The following is a 16184-nucleotide window of genomic DNA, read 5'->3' as shown; positions in this document are numbered from 1 at the left end:
GGTGCAACAGTTGTAGAGTTTATAGAGACTGGGAGTCGGTAGAAGAAAAAGTTTAAATAAACTGAAATCCAACAGCTTTGTAACTGTGGATAAAAACCACCGAGTTCATTTAACAGATATTGGGAAAGTGATGGTATCAACATAATATTCAATGAGGTACCCAAATGAGATACGATATTCTTATTTGGAAAATAATGTGTTAAATGTAGGGAGGTTATTTAATGGCTGACTGGAAAGCATGGATTGGAACTAAAGAACAACTTCAAGAAATGACGATGTCTGAAGATGGATTCATCGTGAAGAATATTCTTGGAACCGAATCGCCGGTTCTAAAAGTAACTGACTTTGATTCTGATGAGCATGTTCTGGAATATATTAATAATAATGATTCAACTCATTATTTAATAATTGAATGTGATTCATTACGTAATATAAAAATCAGACAGGCAGAAACGGGGCAGCCCATTTGGTATCGCTCCATATTTTCTCCCAAGGGATCCCCTGGAACACAGACTTGCTTTCCTAATTGGTATATGAAAGATGTTGAATACTCACTAAAACCGTTCGACGTAACAACCGACTCGCTAGAATAAGAAATCTTGCTGCTTGCGGCGGAGTTCTTTGTTCGACTTGTAGGAATCATCCTGAAGTAATTGAAAATATGAGATTCTTTTTCAATTAATAATTTTGAAGCAAAGCCATCTGCTGAACAATACTAAAACAGTAAATAGAAGTAAGTATAGTTCATCCCATATTTGTAGCCGTGTTTTGTTCACTTGGAGTGGTGCGGACGGATAATAAGTCATGAGCTACACTAAACACCTAGCATATCTCAGATGCCGAAATTTCGATATTTCAACCTGCAGCCCTACTTAGCTTTTGCGCCAGCTGGTTTGTAGAAAAGAAAATCTTCAATCTCAACCGTCTTCATATATTCATTAGACCAAGATGGGACTACTTTACGGTGGTGAAAATATAAGGCCCCATTTGTTCTGTCTTTGAGCTGACGATTTAGAGCCTTGCGGGTTATATCCTTTGCAGTGGTATAGGATTCATCCTCTTTTGCGTCATCTGGACGACCGTCACACCACCACGAAAATTGGCAAGCACCTTGCTCCTGACCTTGTTTAACCACTCCACACACCGTTTCCGGAAATCCCTCATGACCGACTCGATTCATCACAACGTTTGCCACTACTTCCATTCCTGTAGTGCTCGTGCCTCTTGCTTCCCAGTAAATAGTGCGTGCAAGGCAAGTAATCGCATCGTCCATCGGCTCATCGCCTGTTGGATCGACGGACTGAGCTTGTAGTTTTGTAATAAGTTCAGTCGGACCAGGAGGGGTTTTGCTTCCTTCAGACGAAGCTTTTTCTTCTAGAATCTCAGCTTTTTCTTTCGCTACCTCAGCCTTCTGTTTCTGATCTTCAGCCGTTGCTGAAGACAACATTAAGGACAGTACCGCAAAACATGTTATAGATAATATTCTTGTCATTTTAAAGTGTATTTAATTCAAATTGTTATTACCCATATTCTTTATATGGCTTAGGCGATCATACTTCCTAATAGAAAGAAATTAAATAGGACAATCGGCCTATGACATCCGCAACGAAATTCAATAACCTACTATAAATTTGGTGAAAGGTGAGGGAGGCAGGAAAAAACACGTAAAAATTTGCGGAATTAAATTCATCAAAAGACAAAGAATCGGCTTTTGCAAATTTTCCAGAAAGCAAATAATTCAGTAATTTACTCGCTCACAATCATAATATCTCAGCAATGTTATTTATCGCACTGATAGCCCTTCTGTAAACAGGCATAATTACAAAGCACCATTTGTGCATGTTTTAAATTATGGAGATATATTGAAATGAAACTATTAAATTTATTATTGATAGTGGCGGTATGCTTATTTTTATCAACCGCGCATTCAGCCGAAACAATGTCAGAAAAAGCTCAAGCAACTAAAGATGATATTAAACGCGATGCTAATAAAGCAGTTAATCGTGTGGAGGAATCAACTTGTATGGGCACGGATGCTGAATGTGCGAAACAAAAAATTGGTAACCGGGCGGAAGAAGCCAAAGACGCAATTAAAGACAAATCTTCTGAAATTAAAAATAACCTAGACTAGTTTATTTTTTACAAGGGGTTATAAATAGGCCAGCATACTTTTAATGCTGGCCTATTGACCTGGTCAAGTAAAAGCGGACAACCCAGTTAAGCGATTTTTTCAATATTTCTGTTTCCGCTTCATATTGATTGGGGCTTTTGTACCCCAGGTATGAATGTGGTCGATGGCTGCTATAAAACATGGAAATATAGTGCAGCACATCTTGCTGTGCTGCATGACGGGTTTGGTAATGCCGCCAGTGGATTCGCTCCTGTTTGAGGCTGCCGAAAAAGCTTTCAGCCGCTGAATTATCCCAACAATTTTCCAAACAACTCATGCTACCGGTAAAGCCATGTATTTTTAGAAGTCGTCGGTATTCTTTACTGGCATATGCGATCCGCGATCCGACTGTACTATCAGTCCTGCTTGTGGCTGGTGTTGCCAGATAGCCATTCTCAATGCATCACAGACTAACCTCGCTTTCATTCTTGAGTTCATGCTCCAGCCAACTACTTTCCTGGAAAACAAATCAATGACGACAGGCAGACACAGCCAGCCTTCCCGGGTCCAAATGTAGGTTATGTCGCCAACGTAGACTTGATTCGGGGCTTTAACATCAAACTGTCGATTCAGCTTGTTCTCGAACACCGACTGTTTGTCATTACTGTTGGTTGTCACTTTGTATTTCTTCCGATGTTTGAACTGCACACCGGCTTCCCGCATTAGGCTCCGAGCCTTCCAACGACCAACCGAATAACCCAACGCATTCAGCGCTTTTGCGCTTTTGCGCTTTTGCACCTTTGCGCTTCTGCGGCTGCCGTAGCTATGATTGCTCGATTTCGCTATGCCTCGAACCGTTTCAAGTATTTCCTCGTGACATTGTTTTTCAGAATAATTGTCAGTGCGCCGGACATAATCATAGTAAGCGCTGCGACTCACACCCATAAGTTGGCACATCAAGCCAACCCGATAGATCTTCTTCCTTTGGGTGATGAACGAATATTTCACTTCGTTTCTTCGCTTCAATCCCCGTCGCTTCCTTTAGTATTTGCCTTTCCAGCTTGAGCTGCCTGATTTGCACCTTCAACTGCCGGATTTCTTCCTGCTCCGGTGTCAGTTTCCCATTACTCCGGAATGACTGATCAGCTTCACCTGCCTGGTATTCCCTAATCCACCTCCTCAGCATATTGGCACTGATTTCCAGGCTCCGAGATACTTCCGATGTCGTATGGCCCTGATCCAATACCAGACTGATTGCATCTAATTTGTATTCCTTTGTATATTGCTTTCTCTTATCATTTCTTCCTCCACTTAAGCTATTTTCTCTTAACTGGAATGTCCGGTTTCATTAAACCAAGTCAATGTACGGTTATTAACAATCTTCATGATTAAGCCTCCTTTGTAATATGAACACCACGTTTGCTACCAACCGGAAAGGTTAATGTTTTGCTCCTAGCAAGAGATTCACCAAGTAAGCGGTGGATTTCCTTTAATGCCTGTTTAAGTGCATGCTCTTCGATCATTAAGGACGTAAACTGGGTTGATTGTGGAACTGCTTTAGATTTTCCGAGTGTGTGTGTTTTGACGATGCGGATGAAACTTTATATTTTTTGTCGATGGTGTTGCTTACGATTTCAAGTCCAATGATATGTGGTGGAATGGTAATTATAGTGATCCTTCTCAGTTTCTAAGCATAAACTCTTTGAATCTTGCTACTGGTAATCACACATTAAACATATACGGTCTAGAAGTTTGCTGCGATTGATATCAACAAGTTCAGTTCAGCTTCGAAGGTGGCCCTTTCACAACCTTTGGCACAACTGATAATTTATCTCCAATCCCAGAACCAGAAACTTACGCCATGTTGCTTGCTGGTTTAGGGTTGATCGGATTTATGGCTCGTCGTAGAAAAGAATCGGCGATTTAATTTAGAAATTGATTTAATCTATAATGGGAGCTTAGGCTTCCGTTTTTGTTTCTTAATTGAGATTTAAAAGTAAAAAAACTCGCCATAAAGACGGGCTCGGTAAATGACTACTATTTCGCGGTATAGATGAGATCTTTGAAAATAGGAAAGCGGTGTTTGCATACTATCCGCTTTCTCTACCGCTTCATTTAGCGTCGCACGAGGAAACAAGCTGCTATCTATCCGGCTTACGTTGACGATACACATCGGACAAATATTTGATATCTCCTTGAGTGGAATAAACTAGGACAGATATTTTACTGCGGTACTGTTAAGATTAGCTAAGATCGATGCTCCAAAATAATTAAAAATTATTTATAGAGGAATTATTAGGTATTCCCTGTATGAAAGATTGTTGCTTGAGTAACCCTGGAGGTTTTAATGATAAAAAGCCTGTTACAGATTTTGCACCAGAATTACATAAACCATAAGACGTCAAGATTGATAGGAATTCTCAGTCTTTTATTCTTATTCAACGGTTGTCAAACGACATTAAGCCCTGAACAAACCACTACAGCATTCTGGAAGGCGATGGTAAATGGCGAACTCGAAACCGCCAGAAAATACACAACCCGAGAGACCCAGGATCTTGTGATTAAACAAGAAAATATTATGGGAGCGTCACTAGAAAAAACCGGCGTGATCGTCATCGACGGTCCCGATGCGAAGGTTGCAACTATGATTATGCTGAAAAATCACGAAAGCAATAAGCCTTTAACTTTCGATACTGTTTTATTGAAAGAAGACGATGTATGGAAAGTAGATTATCAGAAAACCCTTACCAATCTCTCAATCCTGCCTTTCGGAGAGGTTATTAATAGTTTACGGGCAATTGGCGATGTTATTAACAAGAAACTGGAGCAGCAAATACCGCTTTTTGAAAACCAGGTTAAATCTTTGAGTGATGAACTAATACGGCAATTGAATGAATTTCGTCATCAATTGGAGAAAGCTAACCCTACTGAAAGAAAGTAGCCTTTTCCTCGTAGAACCGCTATGCAGCTATTTCTATATTTTATAACACTCATCGCCTGCATTCCTATCCGGGATGCAAAAGTAAAAATCAATATAAGCTGAAAACAGAAAATTGGAGAAAATTTCTTAACTGGTTTTCCCAGAATTAGTTGATCACGTCACTGATTGTTGACACCGGTCGAAACTTGACCATAAAAGCCTAGTTGTACCGATTGAAAACTGACCAGGTAATGCACGTATCTTGCCGAGATTTTAGGCGGGAGAATATAAGAAAGACCTCTGCACAACCGCAAGAATTTTGCTGTAGTGACAGAGAAAATTTTCCAAGTGACACTTGTTGCACGTCACTTTAATAGAAAGTGGAGTTTTTTCCTTTTTTTAGGTGAATTTTTCCCCCTTATGTAATATTTGGACGGATCGCTCCCCTTAATGGTTGGTCTACGAAGATTTTGTTGGCTGCTTTTTTTAGATTCATGCAGATACTTTTCAGTATGACTTGGGCGTTGACTTTTGTCGTACCGAAGTAGCTGGCGCGTCCCATTCTGAATAAGCGTTTGATTGTGCCGAAACACTGTTCGACAATATAGCGTTTTTTACTGATCAATTGATTCGCCAGCTTCTGGCGTGACGAGAGGGGTTTATTCTTGTACGCGCGATGCATGATTGCGCTCTTGATCTTTTGCTTTCTTAGAAATTGCCGATTGGCATTGCTGGCGGATCCCTTGTCGGCATACACCCGATTCGCCTCGATATGCGCACCATCGATAGCGGCTTCGAAATGCATCATTTCGCTCTGGTTGGCAGGGGCGGTGTGAACCCCGCGCACATAATAGCCGTCTTGTGCGTCCACCACCAGGTAACTGCGGTAGCCAAACTGCGACTTCCTGCCTTTCTTTAGCCAGGTCGCATCCGGATCCGCGCTTTGTTCTTCGATACAGTTGATTCCAGGCTGACTACCATCTTCAAACTGAACAACCTTACCTTCTTCGGCATCCACTTCCAGTGTGATGGTCTTTTTAGGGCGTGCCGCTGACTCAATCAGCGTGGCATCAATGACCGCTCCTGTCGCACCCTTGATCATCAATCCGTGGGATTGAAGCTGTTCATTAATAGTGGCCAGCAGATCATCTAGCCGGTCGTTGGTTATTAGCCGGTTACGGAACCGGCACAAAGTGGTTTCGTCCGGTATCGCATCCGACAAGGACAGTCCGCAAAATTGCAGAAAATCAATGCGTACACACAGTGCTTGCTCCAACGCAGCGTCCGATAAACTATGTCACTGACCTAGCAGGATCGCTTTGAACATCAACAACCCATCAAACGGCTCTTGGCCTCCACCATGCGATAACTCGCGCTTGTATAAACCCGTAAGTTTCGGACGTAATTCCTCCCACTCAATTAAGCCTTCAATCTTCAACAGAACATTATCTCGATTCAATCGCTCTGCTAATTCCAGTGTTCCAAAACTCATCTGCATCTTTTGCTCCAGCTGTCTTTTAACCCCCTCTATTTTAGTTGGTTATTGCACTGGCAGGCAAGGTTGTGCAGGAATCTTTAAGAAGTGATTACCATGGTTATGTATGTAAAGATAAGACGGATGTATTACCGTGAATATCTGTCAATTAATGAGATTCAGCGGCAAACTAGTCTGTCACGGAATACGATAAAGAAGTGGTTGAAAGCGCCAAACGACAGCGCGGTTAAATATCAGAGAGCGAAGAAGCATGGCAAGACTGACACTATTTGAATCCAAGTTGCTGTTGGCGTTAGAAGCGGATGTACGTCGTCCGAAGAAGGATCGGTGCACAGCATTGATGTTGTTTAAATAGATATTGAACGATGGTTATACTGGCGGTTTTAGCATTGTTTGCGATTTGAATCGCCCCGAGTTTTCCGGAGATAAAATGATTTGAGAGGAGCAGAAGATGAAGAATCAAATGAGTTATTCATCGGAATTGCGAGAACGAGCGGTAAGATGAGTATTCGAGCAGCAAAAGGAGCACCATTCGCAATGGTCGGTAGTGAAATCGATTGCATCAAAGATTGGCTGTACAGCGGAGACCATTGCGCACTTGGGTAAGGCGAACAGAAATGATCAGGGGATTCGGGGTGGCCTGTCGAGTACGGATCGTGAGCGGCTCAAGGAATTGGAACGGGAGAATTGGGAATTAAAGCGGGCCAACGAGATATTGCGTAAGGCAGCGGCATATTTCGTGCGAGGAGGCTGACCGCCGACCGAAATGATGGGTGGTGTTTGTCGATAAGAACAAAGCGGGATACCGGGTCGAGCCAATCTGCAGGCAAATATGGATTGCCTCGTCGAGTTATTACGGACACAAAGGGCGCGAGCGAGGTCCGGATCGATTGCCCGATCGCATCAAACGAGACATGAGGCTGGAACTTGATACACACCGAGTATGGGAAGGCAACTTCCGGGTTTATGGTGCTCGCAAAGTATGGCGGCAGTTGCTGCGAGAAGGCATTGGCGTTGCTCGCTGCACAGTCGAGTGGTTGATGAAGAAGCTTGGGATGCAAGGTATTCGGCGTGGCACGAAGTATTGGACAACCATTGCGGATGACTTACTTGCCCGCCCAACAGATAAGGTTAACCGACAATTTGTAGCAACCCGGCCAAATCAATTGTGGGTTGCAGACATTACCTTTGCTGCAACGTGGACGGGATTTGTTTATGTGGCTTTTATTATCGATGTTTTTGCCCGGTATATTGTTGGTTGGCGAGTCAGCCCGTCATTGCATACCTATATGGTGCTCGATGCATTGGAACAGGCGTTGTGGGCACGGCGAGACATTAAGGGATTGATTCACCATAGTGATTGAGGTAGTCAATATCTATCAATTCGTTACACGGAACGCCTGGAGCAAGCCAATATTGATGCTTCTGTCGGTAGTGATGGCGATTCTTATGACAATGCACTAGCCGAAACGATTAACGGATTATACAAGACTGAAGTCATAAGGCATCGTGGCCCCTGGTGCAACATTGACAATGTCGAATTTGCTACTTTGGAATGGATGGGGTGGTTCAATAATCGCTCGCTTACTCGAGCCGATTGGAAATATTCCACCGGCAGAATTTGAAATGGCCTATCATCGCCAATTAAAGGAGTCAGCTGATGCAGCTTGACTCAAACCAAACAGCCTCCAGAAAATCCGGGGCGATTCGGTTTTTGAACGACTCCAAATTCTGGCGCAGCCACACCGAACGGACACAGGATGGAGAAACGAAGATTCCGCGTTTGCGCAGTTCGTGGAAAACCCGAACTTGACTAAAAGGAGGCTATTCCGGGGCAAAAGCTGTAAAGCTGTCTCCGTCGCCTCTTCGACGCGGTTCTTGATGCTGTGGGGGGGGGGTGCGTCGAGTTAGCGTCAATCAAGGCATCTACGCCACCTGTTTCCACGGCAGCCCGATAGCGATAGAAAGTATTACGAGAAAAAACCATCATCACCTTGCAAGCGCGCGATACATTAACAAGCTCGGCTGCCAGATTAAGCAAACCAATCTTGTATTTGATGACTTCCAATGATTTTCTGTTGAGCACTAATCAGGGGATTACTCCTTTGGACTTTCGCGCTGGGTTGATAAAGTTTCGCATCTCTATCAAATCGGATAATCCCACCCTTTGGCAAGACTTTGCTGTCAGATCAAGTCTGAACTACAGCAGATAAAGTTCATTAGTCTCACTTTTTGTTTATTGTAAATTTCTTAATATTTCCGCTCCGATGGTAATATCAGTTGTCTCGCATGTATGGGTTTGACCTACATTGTCAATTATAGGGATTTCTATTTCATTGGCACATTCTCGAAATGGAATAACTATCTTGGTAGATTTTTGTTGAAGAGCACTCGTGCCGCTCAAATTTATAAGATCCTGCGAACTAGCTGATACGATTCCATCTCCATCTTGAAAATCGACAATACTCGTTAAAGTAGGTTGTCCAGTTCCTATAATCGAAACATAAAGAACGCTAATTGGAAGCGGATGATTAATCAGGTCATTAAGTGTATTTATAGCGGCACTATCAGGTTGTAGTTCCTGAACTGCAATACTATCCGAGTCGATATCCCCAGGCAGAAGATCGCATATACCAACATTATTGATAATATCAAAAAGATCTAAGTTAGCATGGCATGCCTGTGCCCAGAAGCTTCCTTGATGAGGGGTACCAACAGTGATAAGTTTAGCAACATCTTCTCTATAGGGTATTGTTGATGTTGAATCCAATACTCGGGCTAATCCTTGAAGATACCCTCTCGCAGCAAGCCCACCTGAACTATGACCAATTAAAATCACTTTTGTTGTGCCAGGATTATTAGCTAAAACTGCTTTAACGATATCTGCAAGCTCTCCTCCCAAAACATCCAAAGTTAAATCCTGATTATTAGAAAAATTTAATGTATAGAAATTGCCAGCACCACCTGAACAAGCATTAGGAAAATCTAGATCTGATGGGCAATTAATGTTGACTGTCTTTGTTTCAGGATCATAGGTGGGTATCCCACCAAACAACCACCCTGCATTATTAATCAAATAATTACGATAAGATACCCATGTATCTGCAGAAGAATCTAATCCATGAATAAATATTACGGGATGCGTCGTTTGCCCGCATCCGGATTCATTCAGAAAAGTAGATAACTCACCAATATCTTTGGGGGATATACCATCTGGCCCCAGGTAGTAGACATGGTTGTCATCTGATGAAACCCCTAAATAAGAATTTGTTACAGGATAAAAACGATAAGTGAAGGGAGGTGATGATTGAACACCTGAAACTAGCGGAGAAAATAGATTAGGGTGAAATGTTTGTGCCCAGTTCAACAGACATTCTACATTGGATAATTCCACCGTACTAATATCCACTGACGAATCAGTATTTGCGTCAGCTGTATTCCAAATAGAAACAAAAAATATTATTGCAAAATACGGTACTATAAAGAAGTTATTTTTACGATGTTTTTTGACCATGATCTTCTCCAGTAAAAAATTTCTGTCAACAGCGTAAGCATTTAGTCACGGCCCAATTTAATGAACCGACTAAAATGCATCAAGACTCACATAATATAATGAGCAAATATAACAAAGTCGGTACGTTAATGTACTTAAGGCGTGGTTAAAATCTAAACTGGCTGTGGATCAAATTAAAAGGGTGCCCTAAGCGCCCTTCGATTTCCATAGTCATCAAAATTACAATCAATAAATTTTAGTAGTTCAGATTTAATCTGAGGGGCTTCTTCAAATCGAGTTACTGTCAGATCGGGTCAAAATTACTACACATTGTTACACCAGAGTAAACTGATTAATATTTTCATTCTTTCGCTTCTTTAAAATGTCTTAAAGCTTCACCAGCCGCGTGCCTTGCAGAGTCGGTAGCGCCCAATTTTCCTTTTTCAACGGCTTGGCCTAAACTAACTATTCCTGCCTCTATGTGATTTCGCCCCTCGTGCGAAAAATGCATTTCTTTTTGTGCTGCTAAAGCGAAAGGTTGGGCTTTCTCGGCGTACACCGCTAATTCTTTGTTATCTCTTGCTTTAAATGCCTCGTCAGCATGGCTAATCGCTTTGTCTAGTTGATTATTTTGGGCTATAACATTTATAGAAAAAAGTGATAATGTGAAAATAAATGCGATTAACTGAATGGGTTTCATATTAATTATTCCTATTGGAAATAGATAAAAAATTCATTCATACAAAATAATTATGTTCCATTTCAAATTATTTCTCTGTTTGGTACGCAACTTTATAGTTGATTAATAACATTTTCTTAATGCGGAAGGTACATAATCCAAATTTCCATATCATCGCGAGCTTTTTACACAATTCTATTTATTGAACTCAAGAGTTTTTGCGATTAGATCGAAACTAATACACCGATTATTCCACTTATGACTATATAATTAACCAAACCAGAATAAGGTCATGTGAATGTTATATGACCATTGATCCTCCAAGTAACGGCTTACGGATTTTTAGTACCGGATTCTTGAGCTTCTTCATAGCCTGATTTTTTATCAGAATTCTCAGAAGGAAGCACTACTTCAGAAGGATCCCGGTCTCGGGGACCAGAAGGATCATCACTCTCTATTAAATTTTTTTCTTTATCCGTTTGAGATATATCTTCTGATTCATTTACGGTGCTATTCTTGTCGGATGCGGCAATAGTATTAGTATTGGATAAGAAGAAAACTCCCATTACTAAAATTGCACTAAAAACATTCCACACATATTTATTATTAATAGCTTTCATTAAATTTTCCTTTATAGATTTTTTAAATATTTGGTTGAAATTATTTAAAGTTTTCATATATCTTTAACTTAATGCATCTATACCAAAGTTTAATAATTTCTTAATTCAATGTAATCAAAACAATAGATGTTACTAAGATTTTAATTATATTAGCTTCAATCTTATTACCCTAATTCAGAATAATCTGTTCGCTATCGCACACTAATCAATATTTCTTATTGATCGCACCTCCAAAATTCACTAGCTATAGCTAAAAAGGTGTATATAAGCAAGTTTCTGAAATGTATGGGTATTTGCGCGAAGGTTGTAAATCATTTGATGTAACGCAAGGAGCAAATGCTGGTTAAGACCCGTAGCCTGAAGATCTCTTTTAATATCTCGCTGATTGCAACGAGTTGGTTTATTTCTTCATTAAATTAATTGGTTATTTCCATAAGGAAGATCGGGTTCCATTATTAGCACTCCTAAGTGAGAACTATAATCTTCCATGTTTGTTTTCGCACAGATGAAATATTAGTAAAAAGTTGACGATGCCCTCAAGTATTATTGTTCAATTTTTTACTAAGGATTGACCTGGTCAAGTAAAAGCGGACAACTCCAGTCAAAAGGCAACATCCGATACCTACCTTGTGCTAATCATAATGTTCGTTTTTCTTATCTTGGTTACAAATGAATTCTCTAACCATCTCTTCATCAGGTGGGACTGTTGATACAAAATAATCTCGTACCCAGAAATTTTCACCTGTAAAGTTCTTTACTTTTCTCATAAGTCGGCGCGCTATCGAATGATGTATTATCAGTAGTGCCCGGCAATTTACCCAAGATGATTGTATAACAGATTGATCTGTAGAATGAAATGGTATGTTTGGGGGTGTCACCGATTTGAAAGTGAATTTTTTGCGAAACTGGAGGTTTCCCTACGTGGCTTCTTATCATGCATTCAGGCAAATTGGTATTCGCACAACTCATGGATTACTTGCCCCTTCACACATTCCGCCGCTGTGTACAGCGTTACCCTTCCAAATATCCCACCAAGACTCTTTCGCATCTCGATCAATTTCTTTGCATGGCTTTCGCGCAGCTGACTTACCGCGAGAGTCTGCGCAACATCGAAACCTGTCTGCGCGCTCACCAAGCTAAGCTTTATCACTTGGGCATACGAGGCAACATCGCCAAGAGTACGTTGGCCGATGCCAACGAGCAGCGCGATTGTCGCATCTACATGGATTTCGCGATGAGCTTGATCCAGATCGCCAGAAAGCTTTACTCCAGCGATAGCTTAGCGGTGGAGTTGGAACAGACAGTCTATGCACTCGATACCACGACCATCGATCTGTGTTTGAGCGTCTTTCCATGGGCGCGCTTTCGTCAGACCAAAGCTGCCGTCAAGATGCATACACTGCTTGATCTACGCGGCAACATTCCAACGTTCATCCATATCAGCGACGGCAAGATGCACGAAGTCAATGTGCTCGATTTCCTGATCCCCGAAGCTGGCAGCTTTTACATCATGGATCGGGGCTTTACCGACTTTGCTCGCTGGTTCACTATGCATCAAGCACAAGCATTTTTTGTAACGCGCGCTAAATCCAGTCTCCTTTTTCGCCGTGTCTACTCTCACTCAGTGGACAAATCCACGGGACTGCGATGCGATCAGACCATTGCATTGACCGCTACGAAGGCCAGCAAGGATTACCCGCAGCACCTACGACGTATTAAGTTCTATGATGCCGAACACGACAAGCATCTGGTATTTCTAACCAACAACTTCGATTTACCTGCACTGACCATCGCTCAGCTTTATCGTTGTCGCTGGCAGATCGAACTATTCTTCAAGTGGATCAAACAACATCTTCGTATCAAGCAATTCTACGGAACCACTGAAAACGCAGTCAAGACACAGATATGGATTGCCATCTCGGTTTATGTCTTGGTTGCCATCGTAAAAAAGCGACTCAATACCGAGACTTCACTTTACACAATCCTACAAATCCTGAGCCTAACTCTTTTCGAGAAAACTAACCTAGATCAATTACTTAAAAATACTGAGATGCAAATGATCACTCACCATAACAACAACCAACTGAATCTATTCAACTAAATTGCCGGACACTACTGATGTATTATAGCAATTTCAATATACTAAAGTTGACCCTGCCACTGCGTGGAATGATGGGATTGGGATATCATTAAAAAATGATCAGGCTTTGGAAAAATGAAAGCAAAAATTAGACCTACTCAGATTAAGTAACATTTGAATTTCTTAGTTAAGCTAATTTAATAGAGATTTGACATGCTATTGTAGTTACTTGTTTTTTTCGCCTTGAGCTACTTCATTTTGGATTTCAGCTTTTATCTTCTTGGTATCGGATTGACTTTGTAGTGATTCTTTATTTTCAATTTCAACTTCTTTAATAAAAACAGCATAGTCGCTGGGGTAGATTGTATATCCCGAGATTTGAGCAAAAACCCTTGTAAGAATAGCGCTGAAATATAAAATTATTGCTGAATAATAAACCCAAAGCATAATAATCACGATGGAGCCTGCTGCCCCGTAAGTTGAACTTACATCACTATTAGATAAGTAAAAAGTGATAACCGATTTACCTATCATAAAAAGTAAAGCAGTGGTTATAGCGCCAACTATTACATTTCTCCATCTAATCTTTGCATCCGGTAGGATCTTGAATATGCAAGAGAATATAAAAGTAATGACCACAAAAGTAAGAGTCAGATTAAGAGAGTAAGTGAGATAGATAGTAATAATCGGGAACATTTTCTGTAAACCTTGCATTAAAAATTCTAATGCAGCGTTTAATGTCAGAGATACTAAAAGAATAAATCCTAGAGAAATAACCATTGAAAAGCTCAGAAAGCGATTAACAATAAGTTTTACAAAACCTGTTTTGGGTTTTGCTTTTAGCCGCCAGATATAATTTATTGATTCCTGGATTTCAACAAATACACCGGTGGCCAAGAACAGGAGTATTACTACACTCCCCGTGGTTGATAATGTACTTTTTTCAGAGATTGCAACATTCTTAATCATTTCTTCTAGCTGAGTGGCTGCTTGCGAGCCTATCAATTCTGCAAGTTGAGGATAAAGATCTCCTTCTATCGCCTCTGCACCAAAGAAGAATTGAACGATTGTTATAATAATAATGAACATAGGTGCGAGAGCAAACAGGGTATAAAAAGCAAGTGATGCGCTCATTTTAAGTACATTGACTTCGACGAATTCAGAAATCACTTCTTTAAACACAGGCCATGCATTATTAAATGTTAATTTCATTAGCAGAAAAAATGGTGAGAAATTTAAAAGAAAAAATTAAAAATAACATGAATTATAACGATTCATAATTTTAAATCGGAAATTTAAAATTCCTTGATTTGTTGGAAAATTATTTATATTTACTAAATTGGTTTATTTTTAAATCTGCGGTTTTAAACCTCTTACCCTACGGAACAATGAAATTAACTCGGTAGAGATCAAAGGGTGATAGAGCTCCAAGCTCAGTGCTTACTTTTGGAATAAGCCTACATGGGACTAATACATTAATTGAAGTTCTATTCTTATGTAAGCTATTGATATTTATAGTTACAGTATCGAGATTTGAACCTGGAACCTGCGGATTAACAGTTTTTCCTTCCTAGGTTGGACTCCTACTTCAGATAGGATAGCTGATCTCAAGCGCGAGCAGAAGGCGTTTTAGACGATGAGGGAGATGTTTAGAAAGACCAAATAATTCTTTACGAAGTTATGACTATAGACTTTGATCAAATTTGGTGGCGTGAATTTACCAACAAGCTTGAGGTCAAATTCAAAAGAAGCCTAGATTTTGCCTCGCTGTTGTTATGTTTCAACGCTTTAAGCAGCCATCTTAATTTGTAGCACTCTTGCCAACTGCCTCTTAAATTTTCTTTTTTCCTAAACGTGCAGGACTTGAGAGGTACAAAGGTCACCCCCTCTTTTTTATTAACCTAGCTGATACGCACTTCGACTTCGCGCGATATTGAGTACCTTTTTACTTCGTCATTGACACATTAGCTTCAGTCAAACTGGCGGCATGCATAAACATTATGAATAGTGGATATGTTGACAATCGCAGTCATTGAGAAAAGCCCTACGATTGGGGAAACAAAAACAATATCTAGTCAAACATGCTCAGGAATTATTCGTAATAAAATCAATGACGAAGAAGGTATGAAGCAACTGCTGGAAGAATCACCAGCTATTGAGAACAGCTACATACAAAAACCCGGCGATTGCAAGAAGTATGCCGCAGTAAGATAAAGTATTTATTAATAGCAAACGACAATAAAATATTTTTATTTTAATTATGTAACCAATCGCACAGAGAAGTATGACTAAAAAAATAATAATGAGTACATGTTCTTCATTCTTTCTTGACGAGTTTGAAATGAATAACCCGCACCAGCCCGAGTGCCTCTTCACACTTAGTCGGAGGGCTGGAAAGTTGCCCTATCCAGTACGCACTCCCTTCTACCTTCTTCTCTGTGTACTGGATACCCTTATTATGGGCGAAATCGCGCAGCCGAATTTCTACGAAACCATACCTCGTTGGTTCGTGTGCTGTTTCGCCCACCCGCTTTAAATGACCTGGTCAAGTAAAACCGGACAACCCAGTTAAGCGACTTTTTTCAACATTTCTGTTTCTACTGATCTGTGATGTGCTTTTACATATCTGCCATCAATAAATTCCGATTCCCAATCCGGTTCAATAATCAGTGCGTTAAAAACCTGTCCCATATTACTATTGGATGACTACGCATTGAATCTTTTTGTAAATGGAATTCCAAATACCCCAAGCAATTCTCGCCACGCACAACCTACCCACATTCGATA

10 protein-coding genes and 5 pseudogenes are annotated in these 16184 nt (G+C 40.6%); 7 read left to right on the top strand and 8 right to left on the bottom strand.

Annotation, left to right across the window (positions count from 1 at the left end):
- Window positions 1-221 precede the first annotated feature (221 nt).
- Complete coding sequence (locus ATY38_RS14770; protein ID WP_062559956.1) at window positions 222-593, top strand: hypothetical protein; 372 nt, start codon at window positions 222-224, stop codon at window positions 591-593.
- 275 nt (window positions 594-868) lie between these two features.
- Here ATY38_RS14770 and ATY38_RS14765 read toward each other — a convergent pair whose 3' ends face one another.
- Window positions 869-1492: a cell wall hydrolase gene (locus ATY38_RS14765; protein WP_062559955.1), complete on the bottom strand. Its 624-nt coding sequence runs from the start codon at window positions 1490-1492 to the stop codon at window positions 869-871.
- A gap of 375 nt (window positions 1493-1867) precedes the next feature.
- Here ATY38_RS14765 and ATY38_RS14760 point away from each other — a divergent pair, with 375 nt between their 5' ends.
- Complete coding sequence (locus ATY38_RS14760; RefSeq protein WP_062559954.1) at window positions 1868-2131, top strand: hypothetical protein; 264 nt, start codon at window positions 1868-1870, stop codon at window positions 2129-2131.
- A 40-nt stretch (window positions 2132-2171) separates the two neighbouring features.
- Here the strand turns inward: ATY38_RS14760 and ATY38_RS14755 are convergent.
- Window positions 2172-3401 (bottom strand): annotated as a pseudogene (locus ATY38_RS14755) (IS3 family transposase); the annotation flags it as partial.
- 504 nt (window positions 3402-3905) lie between these two features.
- On the opposite strand from ATY38_RS14755, the pseudogene ATY38_RS15665 reads away from it, so the two are divergent.
- Both ATY38_RS15665 and ATY38_RS14745 read left to right on the top strand, forming a co-directional pair.
- Window positions 3906-4037: pseudogene (locus ATY38_RS15665) on the top strand (FxDxF family PEP-CTERM protein); the annotation flags it as partial.
- 420 nt (window positions 4038-4457) lie between these two features.
- A complete protein-coding gene (locus tag ATY38_RS14745) occupies window positions 4458-5051 on the top strand; it encodes a nuclear transport factor 2 family protein (protein WP_062559953.1) in 594 nt (197 codons plus the stop codon).
- 397 nt (window positions 5052-5448) lie between these two features.
- Here ATY38_RS14745 and ATY38_RS14740 read toward each other — a convergent pair.
- Window positions 5449-6522: pseudogene (locus tag ATY38_RS14740) on the bottom strand (IS5 family transposase).
- A gap of 550 nt (window positions 6523-7072) precedes the next feature.
- Between ATY38_RS14740 and ATY38_RS15660 the strand changes: the two are divergent.
- Window positions 7073-8196 (top strand): annotated as a pseudogene (locus ATY38_RS15660) (IS3 family transposase).
- Between the two features lie 33 nt (window positions 8197-8229).
- Here the strand turns inward: ATY38_RS15660 and ATY38_RS15655 are convergent.
- The 4 genes and pseudogenes from ATY38_RS15655 to ATY38_RS14705 form a co-directional block, all read right to left on the bottom strand.
- Window positions 8230-8593 (bottom strand): annotated as a pseudogene (locus ATY38_RS15655) (helix-turn-helix domain-containing protein); the annotation flags it as partial.
- Window positions 8594-8761: 168 nt separating this feature from the next.
- A complete protein-coding gene (locus ATY38_RS14715; protein ID WP_062559949.1) occupies window positions 8762-10039 on the bottom strand; it encodes an esterase/lipase family protein in 1278 nt (425 codons plus the stop codon).
- A gap of 340 nt (window positions 10040-10379) precedes the next feature.
- A complete protein-coding gene (gene smbP / locus ATY38_RS14710) occupies window positions 10380-10718 on the bottom strand; it encodes a small metal-binding protein SmbP (protein ID WP_062559948.1) in 339 nt (112 codons plus the stop codon).
- A 311-nt stretch (window positions 10719-11029) separates the two neighbouring features.
- Window positions 11030-11317 carry a hypothetical protein gene (locus ATY38_RS14705; RefSeq protein ID WP_062559947.1) on the bottom strand — a complete coding sequence of 96 codons (288 nt, stop codon included), beginning with the start codon at window positions 11315-11317 and terminating at the stop codon, window positions 11030-11032.
- 934 nt (window positions 11318-12251) lie between these two features.
- Here ATY38_RS14705 and ATY38_RS14700 point away from each other — a divergent pair.
- Window positions 12252-13418 (top strand): IS4 family transposase, encoded by a 1167-nt coding sequence (locus ATY38_RS14700; protein WP_062558265.1) that lies wholly within the window; start codon window positions 12252-12254, stop codon window positions 13416-13418.
- A 204-nt stretch (window positions 13419-13622) separates the two neighbouring features.
- Here ATY38_RS14700 and ATY38_RS14695 read toward each other — a convergent pair whose 3' ends face one another.
- Window positions 13623-14609 (bottom strand): YihY/virulence factor BrkB family protein, encoded by a 987-nt coding sequence (locus ATY38_RS14695; RefSeq protein WP_062559946.1) that lies wholly within the window; start codon window positions 14607-14609, stop codon window positions 13623-13625.
- Window positions 14610-15410: 801 nt separating this feature from the next.
- On the opposite strand from ATY38_RS14695, the gene ATY38_RS14690 reads away from it, so the two are divergent.
- Window positions 15411-15611, top strand: coding sequence for a hypothetical protein (locus ATY38_RS14690; RefSeq protein WP_062559945.1), 201 nt, complete (start codon window positions 15411-15413; stop codon window positions 15609-15611).
- The last annotated feature ends 573 nt before the right edge of the window (window positions 15612-16184 follow it).

Origin of the sequence: Nitrosomonas ureae (assembly GCF_001455205.1) — a bacterium.
Lineage (GTDB): Bacteria > Pseudomonadota > Gammaproteobacteria > Burkholderiales > Nitrosomonadaceae > Nitrosomonas > Nitrosomonas ureae.
The sequence above is the reverse complement of the archived record's forward strand: the minus strand, read 5'-3'. Positions and strand labels throughout refer to the sequence as shown.

Excerpts from the sequence above, each read along its gene's own strand:
- ATY38_RS14770 (WP_062559956.1), top strand. The coding sequence starts at position 222 with ATGGCTGACTGGAAAGCATGGATTGGAACTAAAGAACAACTTCAAGAA.
- ATY38_RS14765 (WP_062559955.1), bottom strand. The coding sequence starts at position 1,492 with ATGACAAGAATATTATCTATAACATGTTTTGCGGTACTGTCCTTAATG.
- ATY38_RS14760 (WP_062559954.1), top strand. The coding sequence starts at position 1,868 with ATGAAACTATTAAATTTATTATTGATAGTGGCGGTATGCTTATTTTTA.
- ATY38_RS14745 (WP_062559953.1), top strand. The coding sequence starts at position 4,458 with ATGATAAAAAGCCTGTTACAGATTTTGCACCAGAATTACATAAACCAT.
- ATY38_RS14715 (WP_062559949.1), bottom strand. The coding sequence starts at position 10,039 with ATGGTCAAAAAACATCGTAAAAATAACTTCTTTATAGTACCGTATTTT.
- smbP (WP_062559948.1), bottom strand. The coding sequence starts at position 10,718 with ATGAAACCCATTCAGTTAATCGCATTTATTTTCACATTATCACTTTTT.
- ATY38_RS14705 (WP_062559947.1), bottom strand. The coding sequence starts at position 11,317 with ATGAAAGCTATTAATAATAAATATGTGTGGAATGTTTTTAGTGCAATT.
- ATY38_RS14700 (WP_062558265.1), top strand. The coding sequence starts at position 12,252 with ATGCATTCAGGCAAATTGGTATTCGCACAACTCATGGATTACTTGCCC.
- ATY38_RS14695 (WP_062559946.1), bottom strand. The coding sequence starts at position 14,609 with ATGAAATTAACATTTAATAATGCATGGCCTGTGTTTAAAGAAGTGATT.
- ATY38_RS14690 (WP_062559945.1), top strand. The coding sequence starts at position 15,411 with ATGTTGACAATCGCAGTCATTGAGAAAAGCCCTACGATTGGGGAAACA.